Source organism: Rhizobium sp. KNZ2-6A, assembly GCF_056755475.1.
This window is the reverse complement of record NZ_JBNDIC010000039.1, coordinates 16,844-37,073: the sequence shown is the minus strand read 5'-3', so window position 1 is coordinate 37,073 and position 20,230 is coordinate 16,844. Positions and strand designations below refer to the sequence as shown.

Sequence of the window (20,230 nt, the reverse complement as noted above, 5' to 3'; positions counted from 1 at the left end):
ATCTCCCCCCTTGTGGGGGAGATGTCCCGAAAGGGACAGAGGGGGGGTATACACACCCTCCGCGAACTCAAATCCAAAATGTTCACTCATTCCTATCGTGACGCATCTTCCAATGCGCACTTGGGATCGATCATATCCTCCGCGGATCCGCGGGATTTGTTTTCTCCCATGATTCTCGCCAGAATATAGAAGCCATGCTGCCCGTCCGGTGATGTCGAGCCAAAGACGCCGACCACGACGTTTTCCATATTGGCGCGGGCTCCATCCACACCGTCCGCGACAAGCTTCAGCGGGTTCAAATTTGAAAGGTCATCGGCCGCCTGGAATGTCGCCCACCAGCCGGCCTTGATCCGCAGGCTTGTAAACCGGCCGCTTCCAATCTCTGTTGCGTGGGTTTTCAAGAGCGCGCGAAAGCGAGGTGTCTCGCATCCCATGTGGATATGAAGCCGATCTTGGGTGCGCCAGTTGGCGGCGTTTATCGCCAGCGCAAAATTCTGTGGCGACTCTTTCCAGGCGCGCTGGCCCAGTCCGTCGGCCCGCTCTCTCCAGGCCGCATCGAAATAGTTCGGGGCGTCCGCCACAAGAAGGCGAGGGTCCTCGATCCCCGGCACATCGGCTATCGGCGCAAGAATGGTTCGCTCCTTATCGGCCGGCTCGCGAAGAACCGCGTAGGAAGACAATGGATTCTCCGCCTGGACGACTTTGAGGCATGGATACGGCGATCCTGTCAGGGCAGAGTTGACCTCGCAGGCCCTGACGACCAGCCCCAACGCAGAGCGGCTGGCGAATGAGCTCATGATGACGACGGCGATAACGAGGGAAATAGAGAGAACGACAAGCCGGTGCTTCATGGGTGATTTCGATTTCCTGCTGGGGAGCCGATCATTCCGGAAAACCTGCCTCTCATGACACCTTGCTCTATCGGCACATTGATATTTCCAGAAATGCTGCCTGGCAAAACAGAAAATGTTGAACTTGAAACACAGCCGATGGACCGCGTACGGCGCAAACTTGCCATGACGATGTCATCGCGCATTTGCCCGCGAGGTGCTTAAACGGTCTTCCTTGCGGGATCATCCAGTGCCGGATTGTAGAAGAGCGAGAGCGTCAGGCTCTTGGCGATGCGTTCGGCCGTTGCCATGAACCAGTGCCTTGCTTCTGCCGATGGCGCGATATCGGCAAGCGTTCGCGAGAAAAGCGCCAGCCATTCCGGAAAGAGTTCGGCCGCCATGCCTTCGACGCCGAGATGAGCCTGCACCGGCTTGCCGCCATAGGCGCCGTTCTTGAAGGCGACTGATGACCAGAAGCGTTTCATCTTTTCCATATGGTCCGGCCAGCGCCCGGCAAGGCGTCCGTCGAAGACCGGTCCCAGCCGGGGATGCGCCTGAACGCGCCCATAGAATGTGTCGACCAGCCTGTCGATGAAGGCGGCATCGATGCCCATGCGAGCCATCTCCGCCTCGGCCTTTTCGCGGATGCCGGCTAGACGGGCGGCCCGGCCCTGTATGTCGTTTTCCATGATGCACTCCGGGCGGTCCCGCATTGAATTCGCGGCAACCGGTTTTGTCAGCGTCTATGTATGCAATTTCCTGACGCAGCCAAGACGTCATGGAGATGTTGCGGCAATCTGTCAAAACCATCCCGCGACTCGCCGCCGCCTTAGGCGATAGCCCCCTGAATTTTCCAGCACGATTTCCCTCCTTGCAACAGCGCTTCCCGCTTGACCGGCGCAATGGCTCATTTTAAAATTAGAATAATTCTAAAATTATAAGGTTGCCCCCAATGCTGTTAGGTCTATTTCGCCCGTCGAAACGTTCCTTTGCCTCCCTGTCCGAGCAGGAGATTCTCGCCATCGCCATCGCCGCCGAAGAGGACGATTCGCGCATCTATCTCGCCTACGCTGATATTCTGCGCCCCAATTTTCCCGAGTCGGCCAAGGTTTTCGAAGATATGGCCGAGGTCGAGGACACCCATCGCAAGACGCTGATCGACATGCATCGCCAGCGTTTCGGCGAGCGTATTCCGCTCATCCGGCGCGAGCATGTGCGGGGATTCTACGAGCGCAAGCCGGATTGGCTGCGCAAGAACCTCTCGCTCGATGCCATGCGCGACGAGGCCGAGGCGATGGAGCAGCAGGCCTATCATTTCTACGTCGAAGCCGCCAAGCAGGTTTCCGATGCCTCGACACGCCAGCTTCTCGGCGACCTGGCGCTGGCCGAGCAGGGGCACGAAGACGTTGCCCGCATGCTTGGCGACAAGCACACGCCGGAAACGGTCAAGCAGGAGGAGGATGCACAGGCACGCCGCCAGTTCGTGCTGACCTATGTGCAGCCGGGCCTTGCCGGCCTCATGGATGGCTCCGTCTCGACCTTAGCGCCGATCTTCGCCGCCGCCTTCGCAACGCAGCAGACATGGCAGACCTTCCTCGTTGGTCTTTCTGCGTCTGTCGGTGCCGGTATCTCCATGGGCTTCACCGAGGCGGCGCATGACGACGGCAAGATCTCCGGTCGCGGCTCGCCGATCAAGCGCGGCCTTGCCTGCGGCATCATGACGGCACTTGGCGGTCTCGGCCACGCGCTGCCCTATCTCATTCCGCACTTCTGGACGGCGACGATCACCGCCGCTGTCGTCGTCTTCTTCGAACTGTGGGCCATCGCCTTCATCCAGAACAGATATATGGAGACGCCGTTCCTGCGTGCGGCCTTCCAGGTCGTCCTTGGCGGCTCGCTCGTGCTCGGCGCCGGCATTCTGATCGGAAATGGGTGAGACGCATTCGGCGAAGCCGACGAAACGATCCAGTGAATCGTTTCGAGCGTCGAACGCCCTTCGGCAGGCCCAGGATGCCCAAGCGAAGGGCCGGCGGGTGATGGATGATGTTTTGTCCCCCAAAGCAGGGGCGGCGATCATCCATCATCACGAAATGTTAAAATTCGGAACGCCTGCCGCCGCCGTCGGTTAGCAACACGAGGCCGCTCTTGGCCTCGTCAGCAAACCAAAGGAGATGATCCAATGGCAAACCAAGGTGGAACCCACGAGCAGCATGTGAAGGCTGGCCAGCAGAGCCACAAGAACATGGAGAACAACACCAGGAATGCTTCGTCCACCAGCACCCGCGAGCAGCACTCTGGTGGCTCGCGCGGCGGCACCCACGAACAGCACGTCAAGGCAGGCCAGCAGAGCCACAAGAACAGTTGACGTTCGTGGTGACGACCTATTCGTCCTTACCGGAGAGTAAGGAGCGTTCTTACCACATGATAAAAAGCGAAAGGCCGGTCCGATGGGCCGGCCTTCCTGCATGATGCAAATTACTTTTGCGCTTACTTGACGGCGCCGACCAGAACGTCGTTGCCGTTCTCGATGGTCACCCAGCGCCCAGCATTGAAGCTCGCCTGACGCTTCAGGTAGGAATAGGGGGTCTTGTTCCAGACCTTGATCTGGTCCTCCAGATTGTCGAGAATATAATCGCCCTGTTTGGTACGCAGCGTCAGTACGGCATGGCCCTCGCCATCCGGCTTGCGCACGACCGTCATCAGCAGGTCCGAGGCGGAAATGCCGCTCTGTATCAGAAGCTTGCGCTTCAGCAGGGCAAAATCCTCGCAATCGCCGGCGGTCTTCGGATATTCCCAATATTCTTCCTGGCCGTAGACTTCCATGTCCGTTGCCGGTTGGATGGTCTTGTTGACACGCAGATTGATCTGGCTGACCAGCGCCCAGGAGGCGGCGTCCATGTCGAGGGGACCGGCATTGCGGGTCGGGCCGCATTCGTCGGCATGTCTCTGGCAAAAATCATAGTGCCCGATCGGCTGGGAGGTCACGTTGCCCACCGTCATCGACGGGCTCTGCTGAGGCGCCGGCACAGCCGACGACGACATCGCAACTATAGCAGCGAAGGCAATCAATACGCCCTTAATACGCACGCCCACTATCCTTGTATCGTCCCTGCATTCGTTAACAAATTGTTAATGTAGGGGGGCGTGGGAAGTCAATCGTTACTTAAGTGTTAACGCCGGAACCGGCTCACATGGTTAATTTCGGCACAATCCAGAGGGTAGTTGCCACAATTTCATGCCTCTTATGATTATGGTAACGCGCGCGGACATAGCCCTGGCAGCGATGCCGCGCTCGAAGTATCTCGCTCGTATCTGCTTGTTATTATGGCGTATTATGCAGAGCCAAGGTCTCGGCAACATCAAGCATGCGCTCCAGATCCTGGGGACGCGACAGGCGATGGTCGCCATCGCGCACAAGCGTTAACACCACATCGTCCGCCGGCAGATGCTCGACGAGCTTTAACGAATGCGCGAAGGGCACGTCGGCATCCTGCATGCCCTGCAATATGTGCACCGGGCAGCCGGTCGCGACGATGCCGGTCAGCACGCGATTGGCGCGACCGTCCTCGATGAGGGCACGGGTGAAGATGTTCGGCTCGGGGCTGTATTCCGAAGGCTCTTCGAAATAGCCGCGCTCCTCCAGCGATCGCCGCTCCACCTCGGAAAGATTGGGTTCGATGAGGTCGACGGTAAAGTCGGGGGCGGGCGCGATCAGTACGAGGCCGGCAACGGCGGGCGCCTTCTTGCGCTTGCGCAATTCCTGAACGAGCCGGAGCGCGATCCAACCGCCCATCGACGAGCCGACAAGAACGATCTTCTTCGGCTTGGTATGGTCGATGACGGCAAGCGCCTCTTCCAGCCAGCGCGAAATCGTGCCGTCGGTGAACTTGCCGCCGGATTGGCCGTGGCCGGAATAGTCGAAGCGGATGCAGCCGAGGCCCAATCGTGCCGCCAGCGCATCCAGCTCCACCGCCTTCGTGCCGCTCATATCGGATCGATAGCCGGAGAGCCAGACGAAGCTGACGTTCTTGGCGCCCTTGCCGGCCGCGCGCTGGATGATGGCGATCTGGCGTTCGGTCTCGCTCCTGCCGACGGGAAGGAAGCTCGGTTGGATGGCTGTGGCTGTCTCGGACATGAAAACTCCCGGATTTTCTGCCCTATAGAACAGATTCGCGTTTGCGTGACCCGAAAAATCCTCGATCTTTGCGCAAGGGTTTCTATATTATCCGGGAACGATACTGTGTCCTTGGCGCATCTTGCGCCTCCAAGACATGCCCCTGACACGCGGGAGGTGTTTTTTTCCTGCTGTCATGCTATTGACTTCAACACAGCTTTTACGACATTTCCGTCAGTTGCGCCGGCGGGGAGCGAGAGGCTGCAGCTATCCGAAACAATTCGTGGAGAATACGACCATTCGCAGACCCTTTAAAACCGATGCGCCCGTAAAGGACGGGCCACGTTCCAACAGGGAAATTCGCGTTCCCAAAGTTCAGCTCATTACAGCTGACGGCCAGAATTTGGGCGTTGTGCCGATCGACCAGGCATTGAGAATGGCAGAGGAGGCCGGTCTCGATCTGGTGGAGATTTCCCCCAATGCTGAAGCGCCTGTGTGCAAGATCCTCGATCTGGGCAAGCTGAAATATGCCAACCAGAAGAAGGCCGCCGAGGCGCGCAAGAAGCAGAAGATCGTCGAAGTCAAAGAAATCAAGATGCGTCCCAACATCGACACCCACGACTATGAGGTGAAGATGAAGGCGATCGGCCGTTTCTTCGAGGAAGGCGACAAGGTGAAAGTGACCTTGAAGTTCCGTGGCCGCGAAATGGCTCACCAGGAACTCGGCATGAAACTTCTTCAGCAGGTCAAGGAAGACACGCTCGAGATCGCCAAGGTTGAAGCAGAGCCCAAGCTCGAAGGCCGCCAGATGATGATGGTGCTTGCGCCGAAGTGAGGCGCAGGTTGAAATAAGAGGTCGGAGCCGTCCCCTTGGGCGGCTTTTTCCTTTTCTGCGGTCCGGTTGCTCGTTGTCATCGATCTGCAAAGATTCACGCGCTCGGCCCGTTGCACTTCAAGGCAAGTGCGGTTATAAGCGCTCGTCCGAACTGACCGGCAGGGCATGCCGTGGCGGTTCAGAATGCTGGCGGGGCGGTTCATCACCGGATCCGCCGTTCAACAACAAACGCTCCGGCACCTTGTTGCAGCCCGGCCTGTCCGGATCTGTGGGAAGGGCTTTTTAGCAAAGCGCGCCAGGAAGCATCGAAGGAGTAGCAAAATGCCCAAGATGAAGACGAAGTCCTCTGCCAAGAAGCGGTTCAAGATTACCGCTACCGGCAAGGTCAAGGCAGCCGCTGCTGGCAAGCGCCACGGCATGATCAAGCGTAGCAACAAGTTCATTCGCGATGCACGCGGCACCATGGTTCTCGCAGAACCGGATGGCCGTAAGGTTATCAAGAACTACTTGCCGAACGGTCTCTAAGACTATTCGTAACGCTATAGACTAAGGAGATCATGAAATGGCACGTGTAAAAAGAGGCGTTACCGCCCACGCCAAGCACAAGAAGGTTCTGAAGCAGGCCCGTGGCTTCTACGGCCGCCGCAAGAACACCATCCGTGCTGCCAAGGCCGCCGTCGACCGTTCCAAGCAGTACGCTTACCGCGACCGCAAGGTTAACAAGCGCAACTTCCGCGCCCTCTGGATCCAGCGCATCAACGCTGCCGTCCGCGAATTCGGCCTGACCTACGGCCGCTTCATCGACGGCCTGAACAAGGCTGGCATCGAAGTCGACCGCAAGGTTCTTTCCGACATGGCGATCCATGAGCCGGAAGCTTTCGGCGCGCTCGTCGCAGCCTCCAAGAAGGCTCTCGAGTACCTCAAGGACGCTGGCACGAAGAACGAGTTCGAAGCTGCTGTAAACTAATCAGCGCCTCGCACGTCTTTCGTATATTCATCGCAAAACCCGTGCTGGCAAACCGGCGCGGGTTTTGTGTTTGAAGGCTGAGACTTCTCGACCGGATAAAGCATGCCGCGCAAAAGCGTGCAGCGGTTCTGCGATAATGTCGCGCTTCAGGCCCGTTGATCGGCTGACGGCCGGGGATTTCAAGGGCAAGGCGGTTTTTTGTTCCTTGCCCGGTTGATTGGCCGCGTGCACATGGGTAGTGATCTCCAGCGCTTCATCGTTGCCACAAGCTTTCTGATGCATGCGTTCACCAATTATTCCGTGGACTGAGTGCCCGATGGCCATGGTCCGCAAGGCAGGACCAGATGACGGAACTCGTAACGCTTGAAACCCAACTCATGGCCGAAGTTGCCTCGGCGACCGACGAACAGTCGATCGAGGCCGTGAGGGTCGCCGCGCTCGGCAAGAAGGGCTCGGTTTCGGAACTGCTGAAGACGCTGGGCTCGATGTCGCCGGAAGAACGGCAGACGCGGGGTGCTGCGATCAACGCCTTGAAGAATTCCGTCACCGACGCGATCAATGAGCGCAAGGGCGCGCTGCGCGATGCCGCGATCGAGGCGAAGCTGAAGGCCGAGACCGTCGATGTCAGCCTGCCGGTTCGCTCGTCGCCTGCCGAACGCGGCCGTATTCACCCGATCAGCCAGATCGTCGACGAGATCACGGCGATCTTCGGCGACATGGGCTTCTCGATCGCCGAGGGTCCCGATGTCGAGACGGATTACTATAACTTCACGGCGCTGAACTTCCCTGAAGGGCATCCGGCCCGCGAGATGCACGACACTTTCTTCTTCCAGCCGGATGAAAAAGGTGAGCGCAAGGTGCTGCGCACGCACACCTCGCCGGTGCAGATCCGCACCATGGAGGCGCAGAAGCCGCCGATCCGTATCATCATCCCCGGCAAGACCTACCGGCAGGATAGCGACGCGACGCATTCGCCGATGTTCCATCAGGTGGAAGGCCTCGTCATCGACAAGACGGCCAATGTCGGCAATATCCGCTGGGTGCTGGAGGAGTTCTGCAAGACCTTCTTCGAGGTCGACAATGTGACGATGCGCTTCCGCCCGTCCTTCTTCCCGTTTACGGAACCGTCCTTCGAGGTCGATATCCAGTGCGACCGCTCCGGCCCGATCGTCAAGTTCGGCGAGGGCACCGACTGGATGGAAATCCTCGGCTGCGGCATGGTGCATCCGAACGTGCTGCGCTATGGCGGCCTCGATCCGGACGAGTACCAGGGCTTTGCCTGGGGCATGGGTCTCGACCGCATCGCCATGCTGAAATACGGCATGCCCGACCTGCGCGACTTCTTCAACGCCGACGTCCGCTGGATGAACCACTATGGCTTCCGCCCGCTCGACATGCCGACGCTGTTCGGTGGCTTGAGCGCGTAAGGAAGGGATAAAGCACATGAAATTCACACTCTCCTGGCTGAAAGAGCACCTGGATACCGACGCCACGCTCGACGAGATCTGCGCCCGCCTGACGATGATCGGGCTGGAGGTGGAAGAGGTCGACGACAAGGCGGCATTCAAGCCCTTCGTCATCGCCAAGGTCCTCACAGCCGAAAAGCACCCGCAGGCCGATCGTTTGAAGGTGCTGATGGTTGATACCGGCAGCGGCGCGCCCGTTCAGGTCGTCTGCGGCGCGCCGAATGCGCGCGCAGGCCTCGTCGGCGCCTTCGCGGCTCCCGGAACCTATGTTCCCGGCATCGACGTGACGCTTGCCATCGGCAACATCCGCGGCGTCGAGAGCCGCGGCATGATGTGCTCGGAAAAGGAGCTGGAAATCTCCGACAGCCATGACGGCATTATCGACCTGCCCGAAGATGCGCCTGTCGGCACCAGCTTCGCAGCCTATGCCGGCCTCGACGATCCTGTCATCGAGATCAACCTGACGCCGAACCGCCCGGATTGCACCAGCGTCTACGGTATCGCCCGCGATCTCGCCGCTTCCGGCCTCGGCACGCTGAAGCCGCGCAAGGCGGCGTCTTTCGCCGTCGAGGGCGAAACGACGACCGAGCTCAGGATCGATCTGGACGATATCAGGCTTTGCCCCGGCTTTGCGCTGCGCCTCGTGCGCGGCGTCAAGAACGGCCCGAGCCCGAAATGGATGCAGCAGCGCCTGCTCGCCATCGGTCTGCGCCCGATCAGCGCGCTGGTCGATATCACCAACTATATGACCTTCGATCAGGGCCGGCCGATGCACGTCTTCGACGCAGCCAAGGTCAAGGGCAATCTGGTCGTGCGCCGCGCCAGGGACGGCGAGACCGTGCTGGCGCTGGACGAGCGCGAATACAAGCTCAACCCCAGCAATGTCGTCATTTCCGACGACAACGGCGTCGAGTCGATCGGCGGCATCATGGGCGGCGAACATTCCGGCTGCGACGAGAACACCACGGACGTGCTGATCGAGTCGGCGCTGTGGGATCCGATGAACATCGCCAAGAGCGGCCGCAGCCTCGGCATCATCACCGATGCGCGCTATCGCTTCGAGCGCGGCGTCGATCCGGAATATATGGTGCCCGGCCTCGAGCGCACCACGGAGCTGGTGCTTGCCAGCTGCGGCGGAACGGCCGCCAAGGCTCGTATCGAAGGCTACAAGGGCTATGAGCCCAAGGTGGTCGATTTCCCGTTGTCGGAAGTCAAGCGCCTGACCGGCCTCGAAGTCTCGGCTGACGAGAGCAGGTCCATCCTGACGAAGCTTGGCTTCTCGGTTTCCGGTTCGGGCGAGCGCGTCTCGGTCGCCGTTCCCTCCTGGCGCCCGGATGTCGACGGCAAGGCTGACCTCGTCGAAGAGATCATGCGCATCCACGGCGTCGACAACATCAAGCCGCAGCCGCTCACAAGCCATGCCGCCGTCAACGGCAAGATCCTGACGGCGTTGCAGATCCGCACCCGCACGGCCAAGCGCGCGCTGGCATCACGCGGCATGCTGGAAGCCGTCACCTGGTCCTTCATCTCCGAGGATCAGGCCAAGCTCTTCGGCGGCGGCTCCAACGCGCTGAAGCTCGCCAACCCGATCGCCGCTGACATGTCCGACATGCGTCCCTCGCTGCTGCCGGGTCTGCTGTCGGCTGTGCAGCGCAATGCCGACAAGGGCTATGGCGACGTCGCGATCTTCGAAGTCTCCGGCACCTATGAGAACGATACGCCCGAAGGTCAGCGTCGCGTCGCCGGCGGTATCCGCCGCGGCACGGCAACGCTTGCCGGCGCGGGCCGCATGTGGTCGAACGTCGCCAAGGGCGGCGGCAAGCCGGTCGACGTCTTCGATGCCAAGGCCGATGCTCTGGCTGTCATCGAGGCTTGCGGCCTGCCGATGGGCAATATCCAGATCGAGCAGGGCGGCCCCGCCTGGTATCACCCCGGCCGTTCCGGCACCATCAAGATGGGTCCGAAGGTCGTGCTCGGCTATTTCGGCGAATTCCATCCGAAGACACTGGAAGCGCTCGACGTGTCCGGCGCTCTCGCCGGCTTCGAAGTCTATGTCGATGCCATGCCCGAGCCGAAGAAGAAGGCGACCCGCACCAAGCCGGCACTGGATCTCTCTCCGTTCCAGGCCGTCAAACGCGATTTCGCCTTCGTGGTCGACAAGTCGGTGGAAGCCGGCGCCGTCATCCGCGCCGCCGTTGGCGCCGACCGCAAGCTGGTAACCGGCGTCAACGTCTTCGATATTTTCGAAGGCACATCGCTCGGCGAAGGCAAGAAGTCCATCGCCATCGAGGTGCAGATCCAGCCGGCCGAGCGCACGCTGACCGACGAGGATTTCGAGGCGCTGACGCAGAAGATCGTCGCCAACGTCACGAAGTCGACGGGTGGGGTGCTACGGGGGTAATCGGCTGCGAGTGCGGGGAGGGTGTGTCACCCCCTCTGTCGCTGTCGCGACATCTCCCCCACAAGGGGGGAGATTGTTGGGAGTCTGCCGCTCGCTCCTCGAAATCTAAGAGCTTCAGCGTCTGCAGCTTCGATACTTGATTGAGGCAGGGGAGCTCCACGAGTTGCCAATCTCCCCCCTTGTGGGGGAGATGTCACGAAGTGACAGAGGGGGGTATCAGAGGCTCGGCATAGACGGAGCAGCCTTGAGGCCAGCAATTCATCGATGCAGATGATATACCTTGTTCACCACGCTCCACCGCCCATCGATTTTCACCAATGAGAGATAGTCTGAAAACCGCATGCCGGCGAATTCGTCGACGACTTTGACGCTGGCCGCATCGCCTTCGATGTCGATCAGCTCGATTTCCATCAGCGGTATCGTGTCCGGAGGCGCGCTGCCTTGTTCGACGATGGCGGCAATGAATTCATCCCGCGTCATCCACTCCACCACGCCTTGATAGTTGCCGATGATATCGGCCCGCGGATGGAACGCCTTGCGCAGCGCCGGCTCGTTCGCGAATGCCATGCCATCGACATAGAGGTGAACAACCGCACGGATTGCCTGCTCTTCCGACATCTCGTCATTCCTTGTTTGAGTATCCGGTAAACTATCACAGGCGGGTGCGGCTCGCAAAACTCGCGCCTGAAATCAACCTATTCCACGAAAACCCGCACGCTTGCCGCGCGTCCAGCAGCATCGATGACGGTCAGCGTCGAATAGCCCGCGCCATCGGGCGTCCACTGGTTGGTGCGGCGGCGCGACATGTCGGGCAGCGGCTTGCCGTTGGCGAGCCAGCGGAACGGCGCGCGGCCGCCCTGCAGCTTCAGCGCCAGCGGCATGATCTCGTTGCTGCCACCGTTTGCGCTGAGATCGACGCGCGCGCCTTCTGGGGGATAGACGATCTGTGGCGCCGGTTCACGGCTCGAAGCGGCCAGCAGCCCGGCGGCGGTGACGGAAAAGCGTCGCTGGCTGATCGGCAGCTCGGTCGGCGCGATGCGCACGGCGCCCATCGGGGCCGGAGGGAAGGGGGTGATGGCAACGCCCGATTTGGCAAAGGCCTCGAACAGGATTGGTGCGGCCGAAACATAACCCGCCAGCCCCGGCACGGCGCCATTATCCGGCCGGCCGACCCAAACGCCGAGTACATGCGCGCCGTCATAGCCGATCGACCATGCATCGCGGTTGCCATAGCTGGTCCCCGTCTTGTAGGCGATGCCCAGCTGCTTGCTGCCGCGCGGCGCGATGATGTCGGAGAGAATGTCGGTGATGTTCCACAGCGCGATCGGCTCCATCAGCGGTTCGCCGTCGATCGGCCCCGGCTCGTCCTGGATGCCATCGCCGATCCGCATCGCCTTGCCGCGATTGGCGAGCCCGGCATAGAGCTGCACGAGGTCCTTCAGCGTGACGCCAACGCCGCCGAGGCCGATCGCAAGGCCCGGCGCTTCGTTCGGCGGCAGCTTCGGCTTCACCTCGGCGCGGCGGAAGCGCACCAGCAGCCGGGTCGGGCCGACGGCGTCGAGCAGGCGCACGGCCGGCACATTGAGCGACAGCTGCAGCGCCTGGCGCACGCTGACATCGCCCTGGTAGCTCATGTCGAAATTACGAGGGCGGTAGCCGTAGAAATCGGCGGGGCGATCCTCGATGATTGTTTCCTGCGCCACATAGCCCTGCTCGAAGGCAAGGCCATAGATGAAGGGCTTCAGCGTCGAGCCGGGCGAACGCAACACGCGGGTCATATCGACCCAGCCGGTCCGCGAGGAATCGAAATAGTTGGCCGAGCCGACTTCGCCGATGATCTCACCGGTTTTGGCGTCGGCCATGACCATGGCGACCGAGATCTTCGGCCCGAGCCGTTTTGCCGCCGCGTCGGCCACGGCTTCCAAGCCCTGCTGCACATCGCGCCGCAGTGTCGTTTTGTGCTTGACGATCCCGGGCTGCTTGCGGAGCGCCAGCTCGGCCAGATGAGCGGCATAGGCTGGCAATTGCCGCCGCTGGGCCGGAATGGGAGAGAGGGAGGCGCGCTCCGCTTCGCCTTCGCCGATCACTGTAGCGACGGCGGCGCGCTCGAGCACGCGATGTCGGGCAGCCAGGGCGGCGGCGAGGTTGCGGTCCGGCCGGCGCTTTTCCGGCAGCTGCGGCAGTGCCACAAGCAGGCCTGCCTGCGCGACGGTCAGGTGGCGTGGCTCTTTGCCGAAATAGGCAAGGCTCGCCGCCCGAACGCCCTCCAGATTGCCGCCATAGGGCGCATGCGTCAGGTAGAGGTCGAGAATCTGCTCCTTGGTCAGCCGCCGCTCGATCTGGATGGCGCGGACGACCTGCAGCAGCTTCGCCGCCATAGAGCGCTCGCCGCGCGGCTCGATCAGTCGCGCCACCTGCATGGAGAGCGTCGAGCCGCCTGAAACGATGCGGCCATGCGTGAGGAGTTGCAGGACGGCACGGCCGATCGCCATGGGATCGACGCCGTGGTGATCGTAGAAGCGGCGGTCCTCATAGGCGACCAGCATGCGCAGATATTGCGGATCGACATCGGCAACGCCGGTCTTCAGCCGCCAGCGGCCCGCGGGCGTGGCAAAGGCGCGCAAGAGATCGCCATTGGCGTCGAGCACCTCGGCAGAGACCACGCGGGCATTGTCGAGCGGCGGCGGATAGGCGCGGTCCGCAGCCTCAAGGCCGAAGACCAGCGCCACCGCCGCCGAGGCAGTGGCTCCGAAGCCGATCGCAATCTTCCATCGTCTCTTCATGACGGCTCTTACTTCTGTGCAGCAAGCACCTCCATGCGGCCCATCGCCGTGCGGGCCGAGAACTGCGGACGATACATGTCCTCGACGCTTGCGGCCGGATGATCGTAGACGCCGGGGGTCACGGCGCGCACGACATAGGCGAAGGTCAGGTCACGATCGGCGCCGGAGCCCTGGTCGAAGGCTGCGACGAAACGGTCGTTGCGGAATTCGACATGGGCCGGCTGAATGTCGCTCAGCCAGTCGAAGTTCGAGAGTTGGGCGCTGTTGACGATGCTCGGATTGTCGATCTCGAAGCCGGCGGGCAGGAGATCGGTCACCAGCAGGCGCTGCGGCCAGTCGTTACTCTCCGTCACATGCAGCACGACGACATACCGCTCGTTCTGCTGTGCCTGGCTGACATTCGCCTCTTCGCCATCGAGCGTGTAGTATTTGCGCTCGATGGCGAAGCCGTTGCCGCCTGACGGCAGCGGCGCAACCGGAGCCGCGACCGTGGTCACGGCCGCCGACAGCGGCTGGCGGGTGGTGTTGGTGACGGTCAGCGGATGGCTCATCAGGGCGTCTCCGGACATCTGCGCCATATAAGTGCCGCTATGGGCAGCACCATTGACATCGAGCGTCAGGCCGTCGTCGCCATTCTGGAGGGCGCGGGCAGCAAGCAGCATCCAGGTCTGTTCCTGCGTGCTGGTATATTTCTTGGTCTGCCAATCTTTGGCGACGACGCTAGCGAGTTCGGGAATGATCGGCGGCACGGGACGGCTTTCGGCAGCCAGCGCCAGCACGGCGGCGCCATCGCGCAGCGACGAACCGTAATCCGAGCGGACAAAGCTGACTTTGGTGACCGCCGCCTTCTGCGACATCTGCAGCGAGTCCACGAAGATGTTGCGCGAGCGCTGAGCATCTCCATAGAGCGCGAGAGCGGCCGCCAGATGCGCCTTGGAGAACGGCGTCGGGAAGTCGTTCAGCATCGTGTCGGCGTAGTAGCGCAGATCGCTGATCGATGCCTTCTTGTTGCGCGCCAGCACATAGAGCGCATAGGCGATCTCGTTGCCGTTGTCCTTGACGTTGGTATTGGCGCTCAGCGCATTCTGGAGGTTCTCCAGCGCCTGCACCATGGCCTGATCCGGCACATTGTACTTCTGCTCGCGTGCGCGGGTCAGGAAGTCGGTCACATAGGCGTCGAGCCAGAGATCGCCCGAACCGGGGCTCCAGAGACCGAAGCTGCCGGTCGAGGACTGGTAGGACATTTCGCGATAGATGGCGTCCTGCACGCGCTTGCGGATTTCGGTGTCATCAGCAAGGCCGTTCTTGATCGCCATGTCGCTGAAATAGAGCAATGGCATCGCGCTGCTCGCCGTCTGTTCCGCACAGCCATAGGGATAGCGGCTGAGGCTCATCAGCAGTGCCGGCACGTCGAAGGCGCTGGAGCGGCTGACATTGACGCTGACCGAGGCGCCGGGCAGCACGCTGTCGGCGAGAAGGTCGGCATTGACGGTCAGGCTCTTGCCGGGCGCAAGCGCGATGACGCGCCGTTCGGTGATCGGCAGCTGCGACGGGCGAACGGGAATATCGACCGATTGGTCGAGCGACATGCCCGATGCATTCGACAGCTTGATCGAGATCGTGCCGTCGCCGGGCTGCCCGCCGGTCAGCGGCAGCGTGATGGCGTATTTGCCGCCGGCCTGCAGGTTGATCTTCTGCTGCGTGGCGCTTGCATCCACGGTCACGGCGCTGTTGCCCGCCACCGCGAGCGTATACTCGCCGGCAGGGGCATCCGTATTGGCGACGTCGAGACGCAGGTTGGCCTTGTCCCCAGGCGCGAGGAACTTCGGCAAGCTTGCGGTGACGACGACGGGGTCACGGATGATCACGTCCCGTGTCGCGTGGCCGACGCCTGCTTTCGACCAGGCAACGGCCATCAGCCGTGCCGTGCCGTTGAATTGCGGGATATCGAAGCTGATATTCGCTTTGCCCTCGGCATCGAGCTTGATTGGCCCGGAGAAGAACGCGATCAGCTTTTCCTTCGGCGGGCTTGCCTGCAGGGCCGCCTGTCCGCCGTCGCCACCGGTGCGCAGCTTGCCGGTTGCGCCGAGCGAGCCGTCGATGAGGCGACCGTAAATGTCGCGGATTTCAAGGCCGAGTTGGCGCTGGCCGTAATACCACTCGTCCGGTGCCGGCGGCTGGTAGCGCGTCAGATTGAGAATGCCGACATCGACAGCGGCGATCGTCACATAGGCGTCATCATTGGCGCCTGCGCCGGCGACCTGTAGAGCGATATTGAGTGGTTGGCGCGGCAGCGTCTTCTCGGGCGCGTCGATCTTGACCTGCAGCTTGCGCTCGCCGGGATCGACCGGTGCCCATTTGATGCCGATGGCACGCATCGGCATGCGGCTTTCCTGCGCCTCGCCGGGGCGGAAGAGCGTCGCTGTCAGATAGGTGCCGGCGCCCCAGTCGGTGGTGACGGGAACGTCCACTTCGCCGCCATTGGCGCCGATATCGGCATTGGTGACCGAGATCAGCGTTTCGGAGCCGGCCGTCACCATCAGCTGGCCGGCATAGCGCGAGGTCACCTTGAGCTTGGCGGTATCGCCGACATGGTAGCTTTCCTTGTCGAGCGCGATCTCCAACGCATCCGGCGTTTCCGTCGAGGTGGAGGCCACATACCAGCCCGCATTGAACTCGATGCTGGATTCCGGACCGTTCGCATCGGCAGTGGAGACTTCCAAGCGGTAGCGGCCCCAGGTGACCGGCATGGAAATCGCCGCGCCATCCCTCGTGGCGTTGACCGTGCCGACCGCCACCTGCTTGGTGGACATGATCGGCTCGTATTTCCAGCTGCTGCCGTCGCGATACCATTGATAATTGCGCTCGACACTCAGCAGCTTCCAGGTCATGCCCTGCATGGCCTGCTTCTGGCCGTTGGCGTCGACAGCGATGACGTGGAAATTGCCGACGGCATTTTCGCCGAGATCGCCGTCGAATTCCGGCTTGATGCCGATGCGCGGACCATCCGCCTTGACGGGCAAGGTCAGCGAGCGCTCGACGGCGCGGCCGCCGGCCTCCTGCATGCGCACGGTGATATTGGCGTTCAGGAGCTGCGTGGTCGAAGGCGTGTCGTTGATCGTGACGTTGAAGGTGGTCTTGCCATTCTCGTCCAGTGCCTGCAGGTCGTCGAGCGGCACTTGCGTGCTTTCGGCCTTGCTGTCGCCGCCGCTGCTGTCCTCGTCATCATTGTCATTATTGTCCTTGCCCGCGCCCTCATCGGCGAGGCCGAACTGATAGCCCTTGTAGGCGTCGCTCTGACGCGTCGGCTTCAGCGTAACTTCGCCTTCCAGATTGAGGCCGGCGGCCGGTGCGCCATAGAGGTAGCGTCCATCGACATTAACAGGCGTCGGCTGGCCGACTTCGATCTCCTTGGCGTCGCTCTTCATGTCGAATTCGATGCGATCCGGCACGAAATCGTCGACGAGGAAGGTCTGCGAGCCGATGGAGGAGCCCTTCGGATCGGTATAGATGTTCATCGTCCAGGTGCCGCGCATTGAGGTCTGCTGCAGCGGCAAGTCGACATTATAACCGCCGAGCTTGCCGCCGTCGGTGACGATGCGGCGGTCCTCGACGCCATCCGGGCGCAGGAAGACGAAGGTGAGCGGCAGGTTTTCGACGGCTGTCGAGCTGACGTCGCGGGCAAGCGCGGATGCATGCACGGTCTCGCCGGCGCGGTAGATGCCGCGCTCGGTCCAGCTCAGCAGGTCGATCGCGCCGGGCGCGGTTCTGCCTGCCACGCCGCGGTCGGAAAGATCGAAGCCGGCGCGCGTCATGTCGAGGAAGACATAATCCTGATCGCCATTCTCAGCGGTGATGACGGCCGGCGTCATACCCGCCGTGCCGCGCATCAGGCCGGCGCTGAAGGTGGCGCGGCCATTGTCGTCGGTCTTCGCTGTCCCAAGGATTTCATTGTTCTTGGCGAGCAGTTGCAGCTGAACGCCGGCGAGCGGCTTGGCGTTGCCGAGCGAGCGGGCGAAAACGCTCAGCCCGTCGGTACCGGCATAGGTGGTGACGCCGATATCGGAAACCACGAACCATTGCGTCGCCTGCGGGTCCCACTCATGACCGCCGCTCTCAGGCGCAACCGCCGTCAGCACATAGACGCCGGGTTTGCGCTTCGGCAGCACCTCGTCGACCGGGAAGCTGGTCGCGACTTCCTTGTTGAGGTCCTGCTTGATCTCGATCGAGCCCTGCCAGACCAGCTCGCCATTGGTGTCCTGGACGGTCTGGGCGCTGTAGCTGTCCATCTGCGTCAGGAATTGCGAGCCGTTCAGCAGCTGGGGGATATTGCGGTCGCCGATGCGATAGAGCTTCAGATTGGCCGTAGTGGCGTTGACCGAAATGATCGGAATGCCGCGGCGCGCGGTCGAGGGCAGGACGAAATTGTCACCCGTGAAGCGCAGCGAAGCCGTGCGATCCTTGACGTACATGTCGACATTGACCTGCGAGGCGAGATTTTCATCCACCGAGGAGGGCAGGCCGGCGCGCAGCGAGATGCGGTAGTGCTGGCCGAATTCCAGGCCTTCGACGCAGATCTGGTTGTCCTTGGCATCGACGCCCTTCGGCGCGGCGTTATTGACGGTGACGAAGGGGGTGTAATCGACACCGCTCTTCACCAGCTTTTCGGAGAACTGCGCACAGGCGCGCGGCGAGGCATTGTCGTTGTCGAGCGTATTGCCCGTGACGCGGAAGCCCTGGCGTGCCCTCAGATCGTCATAGGCCGCCTGGACGGCGGCAGAGCTGGTGAGCTCGAGGCTTGCCTTGTAGGCGCTGAGCGCCGGGCGGTAGTTCTGCGCATTCTTCAGCGACTCGGCGAGCACAGACAGCGCATCGGCGCGGCTGCTGCGTGTGCGGGTCAGCTGGTAGCCGTTGAGCGCGGCATAGGCGGCGCGCGTGGCGACGCCGGTGTCGTTCGTGATCGTATTGGCGGCGCGTGCCATCTCGATCCACAGATCGCCATTGTCGGGATTGAGCGAAAGCGCGCCTTGGAAGGCGTTCAGGGCATTGTTGACGTTGCCCGAGGTCAGCTCGATGCGGCCGAGCGCGATCAGGCTCTCGACACCCTGGCCTTTCAGCTCATTACCGAGCGTCAGCGTGCTTTTCGCGTCGCGCGCGCTCTGGACGAAATTGTCGGAGAGGAAGGAAAGGGCGGGTGCCGCGCCGATATCCGGCTCGGTGGTGGCGGCCGTCTCGACGATCTTGCCGGCGATCGCGCCGGGGAAGCTGTTCAGCTGGTTGAAGTCCGACTTCATGAAGCACCACTTCACCTTCGGATTATAGGTGAAGGCCTTGCAGGACTTGTCGCCGATACAGGCGGCCGAGCACTGGTCCAGCGTCACGTTCTGCTCGGTGCGCAGATCGAAACCGAAGTAATCGCCGTCCTTCGTGGTGACCACCTGGCGCTTGACGTCGGCAGCGGCCGAAGGGTTCAGAGAGGCGAAAGTGGCGAGAAGAAAAGCAGAGAAGCCGATAAACGCGCGCTTAGACATAAGTCCCCCCGACGCTGCCCGTTTTTGATGGCGGCAATCTTCAAATTTCGTGCCCGTTTGTCAACCGAGCGTGGAGCTTCTGAATGAGCTTCGCGTCCCTGACGATCAACGTAGGGGTTTGAAAAAGCCTGCAATTCAGGCGATTCGCATGTTCCGCCCTCCGCTCTGCGATGTTTCACTTTTCTTTTCGATCCCAAAAAGACACCGGCCTTTGCGGCCGGTGTCTTCGCTTGGGCAGACGGAGCAGCCCATTTGTCATATATTCGTCATCGCCAACGCGGCATCGGTATACCGTTTTCCGGCGACCGTTTGCGGCGAGATGATGCCGCCGAGTTCCTTCAACTCCTGCGGCGACAGTATGATATCGGCGGCCGCCGCGTTCTGCTCGAGATGGTGCAGCTTGCGCGCGCCGGGGATCGGCACGATGTCATCGCCCTGATGCAGCACCCATGCGAGCGCCAGTTGTGCCGCCGTGACGCCCTTTTCCTCGGCCAGCGCCTGAAGTCTTGCGACGAGTGCCGCGTTGGCATCGAAATTCTCGTCCTGGAAGCGCGGCAGCGAGCGGCGGAAATCATCGGCGGCAAGATCGTCCGTCTTGTGGATCGCACCGGTCAGGAAGCCGCGACCGAGTGGGCTATAGGGCACGAAGCCGATGCCGAGTTCGCGGCAGGTGGCAAGCACATCCTCTTCCGGATCGCGGGTCCAGAGTGAGTATTCGCTCTGCACAGCGGCGATCGGATGCACCGCATGGGCGCGGCGGATGGTGGCAGAACCGGCTTCGGACAAGCCAAGTGCCCGCACTTTGCCCTCTCTCACCAGCTCCGCCATGGCGCCGACCGTGTCTTCGATCGGCACGTTCGGATCGACGCGATGCTGGTAATAGAGATCGATGACATCGGTGCCGAGCCGCTTCAGCGAGGCTTCGGCTACTGCCTTGACATGTTCGGGCCGGCTATCGACGCCGATCATGGCAGCCGGACCTGATTTCGTGTGATCGAGCTTGAAGCCGAATTTGGTGGCGATGACCACGCGGTCGCGAACCGGCTTCAGCGCACGGCCTAGCAGCTCCTCGTTGGTAAAGGGGCCATAGACTTCAGCCGTATCGAAAAAGGTGACGCCGAGATCGACGGCGCGATGGAGCGTCTTGACGGATTCGGCCTCGTCGGCCGCGCCATAGGCAAAGCTCATGCCCATGCAGCCAAGTCCAACGGCGGAAACGGTGAGATCCTTACCAAGCCTGCGGGTTTTCATAATGTATTCCTCTTGAGACGTATGGGAGCGGCAGGGTTTGTGTTCGCTGCCT

At 61.7% G+C, this 20,230-nt stretch carries 16 protein-coding genes; 7 read left to right on the top strand and 9 right to left on the bottom strand.

Annotated features, from left to right (window positions below):
- Nucleotides 1-92 precede the first annotated feature (92 nt).
- Nucleotides 93-770, bottom strand: coding sequence for a CDP-diacylglycerol diphosphatase (locus tag ACPYOP_RS23640; RefSeq protein ID WP_481412713.1), 678 nt, complete (start codon nucleotides 768-770; stop codon nucleotides 93-95).
- Between the two features lie 281 nt (nucleotides 771-1,051).
- On the bottom strand, nucleotides 1,052-1,519 hold the full coding sequence (locus ACPYOP_RS23635; RefSeq protein ID WP_481412712.1) for a group III truncated hemoglobin: 468 nt from the start codon (nucleotides 1,517-1,519) through the stop codon (nucleotides 1,052-1,054).
- Nucleotides 1,520-1,782: 263 nt separating this feature from the next.
- Between ACPYOP_RS23635 and mbfA the strand changes: the two genes are divergently transcribed.
- Together mbfA and ACPYOP_RS23625 are read left to right on the top strand one after the other, a co-directional pair.
- Entirely contained in the window at nucleotides 1,783-2,766 is a 984-nt protein-coding gene (mbfA, locus tag ACPYOP_RS23630) for an iron exporter MbfA (protein WP_481412711.1), read from the top strand.
- Between the two features lie 243 nt (nucleotides 2,767-3,009).
- A complete protein-coding gene (locus ACPYOP_RS23625) occupies nucleotides 3,010-3,195 on the top strand; it encodes a hypothetical protein (RefSeq protein ID WP_481412710.1) in 186 nt (61 codons plus the stop codon).
- Nucleotides 3,196-3,317: 122 nt separating this feature from the next.
- On the opposite strand, the gene ACPYOP_RS23620 is transcribed toward ACPYOP_RS23625, so the two are convergent.
- Nucleotides 3,318-3,917, bottom strand: a complete 600-nt coding sequence (locus tag ACPYOP_RS23620) for a transglutaminase-like cysteine peptidase (RefSeq protein WP_481412709.1) — start codon at nucleotides 3,915-3,917, stop codon at nucleotides 3,318-3,320.
- Between the two features lie 235 nt (nucleotides 3,918-4,152).
- Nucleotides 4,153-4,965, bottom strand: coding sequence for an alpha/beta hydrolase (locus ACPYOP_RS23615; protein WP_481412708.1), 813 nt, complete (start codon nucleotides 4,963-4,965; stop codon nucleotides 4,153-4,155).
- Nucleotides 4,966-5,242: 277 nt separating this feature from the next.
- Here ACPYOP_RS23615 and infC point away from each other — a divergent pair, with 277 nt between their 5' ends.
- The 3 genes from infC (at nucleotide 5,243) to rplT (ending at nucleotide 6,746) form a co-directional block, all read left to right on the top strand.
- A complete protein-coding gene (infC, locus tag ACPYOP_RS23610) occupies nucleotides 5,243-5,779 on the top strand; it encodes a translation initiation factor IF-3 (protein ID WP_184461881.1) in 537 nt (178 codons plus the stop codon).
- Nucleotides 5,780-6,100: 321 nt separating this feature from the next.
- Nucleotides 6,101-6,304, top strand: coding sequence for a 50S ribosomal protein L35 (gene rpmI / locus ACPYOP_RS23605; protein ID WP_003544621.1), 204 nt, complete (start codon nucleotides 6,101-6,103; stop codon nucleotides 6,302-6,304).
- 37 nt (nucleotides 6,305-6,341) lie between these two features.
- Nucleotides 6,342-6,746, top strand: a complete 405-nt coding sequence (rplT, locus tag ACPYOP_RS23600; protein ID WP_481412707.1) for a 50S ribosomal protein L20 — start codon at nucleotides 6,342-6,344, stop codon at nucleotides 6,744-6,746.
- 27 nt (nucleotides 6,747-6,773) lie between these two features.
- Here rplT and ACPYOP_RS23595 read toward each other — a convergent pair whose 3' ends face one another.
- A complete protein-coding gene (locus ACPYOP_RS23595; protein WP_481412706.1) occupies nucleotides 6,774-7,028 on the bottom strand; it encodes a hypothetical protein in 255 nt (84 codons plus the stop codon).
- A gap of 62 nt (nucleotides 7,029-7,090) precedes the next feature.
- On the opposite strand from ACPYOP_RS23595, the gene pheS reads away from it, so the two are divergent.
- Both pheS and pheT read left to right on the top strand, forming a co-directional pair.
- Nucleotides 7,091-8,173 (top strand): phenylalanine--tRNA ligase subunit alpha, encoded by a 1,083-nt coding sequence (gene pheS / locus ACPYOP_RS23590; RefSeq protein ID WP_120662684.1) that lies wholly within the window; start codon nucleotides 7,091-7,093, stop codon nucleotides 8,171-8,173.
- Nucleotides 8,174-8,189: 16 nt separating this feature from the next.
- A complete protein-coding gene (pheT, locus tag ACPYOP_RS23585) occupies nucleotides 8,190-10,613 on the top strand; it encodes a phenylalanine--tRNA ligase subunit beta (RefSeq protein WP_481412705.1) in 2,424 nt (807 codons plus the stop codon).
- Between the two features lie 258 nt (nucleotides 10,614-10,871).
- Here the strand turns inward: pheT and ACPYOP_RS23580 are convergent, their stop codons facing one another.
- From ACPYOP_RS23580 to ACPYOP_RS23565, 4 genes are all read right to left on the bottom strand, one after another.
- Entirely contained in the window at nucleotides 10,872-11,231 is a 360-nt protein-coding gene (locus ACPYOP_RS23580) for a nuclear transport factor 2 family protein (RefSeq protein ID WP_481412704.1), read from the bottom strand.
- A 77-nt stretch (nucleotides 11,232-11,308) separates the two neighbouring features.
- On the bottom strand, nucleotides 11,309-13,396 hold the full coding sequence (pbpC, locus tag ACPYOP_RS23575) for a penicillin-binding protein 1C (RefSeq protein WP_481412703.1): 2,088 nt from the start codon (nucleotides 13,394-13,396) through the stop codon (nucleotides 11,309-11,311).
- 8 nt (nucleotides 13,397-13,404) lie between these two features.
- Nucleotides 13,405-18,927 carry an alpha-2-macroglobulin family protein gene (locus ACPYOP_RS23570; RefSeq protein ID WP_481412702.1) on the bottom strand — a complete coding sequence of 1,841 codons (5,523 nt, stop codon included), beginning with the start codon at nucleotides 18,925-18,927 and terminating at the stop codon, nucleotides 13,405-13,407.
- A gap of 255 nt (nucleotides 18,928-19,182) precedes the next feature.
- Nucleotides 19,183-20,178: an aldo/keto reductase gene (locus ACPYOP_RS23565; RefSeq protein ID WP_481412701.1), complete on the bottom strand. Its 996-nt coding sequence runs from the start codon at nucleotides 20,176-20,178 to the stop codon at nucleotides 19,183-19,185.
- Nucleotides 20,179-20,230: the final 52 nt, after the last annotated feature.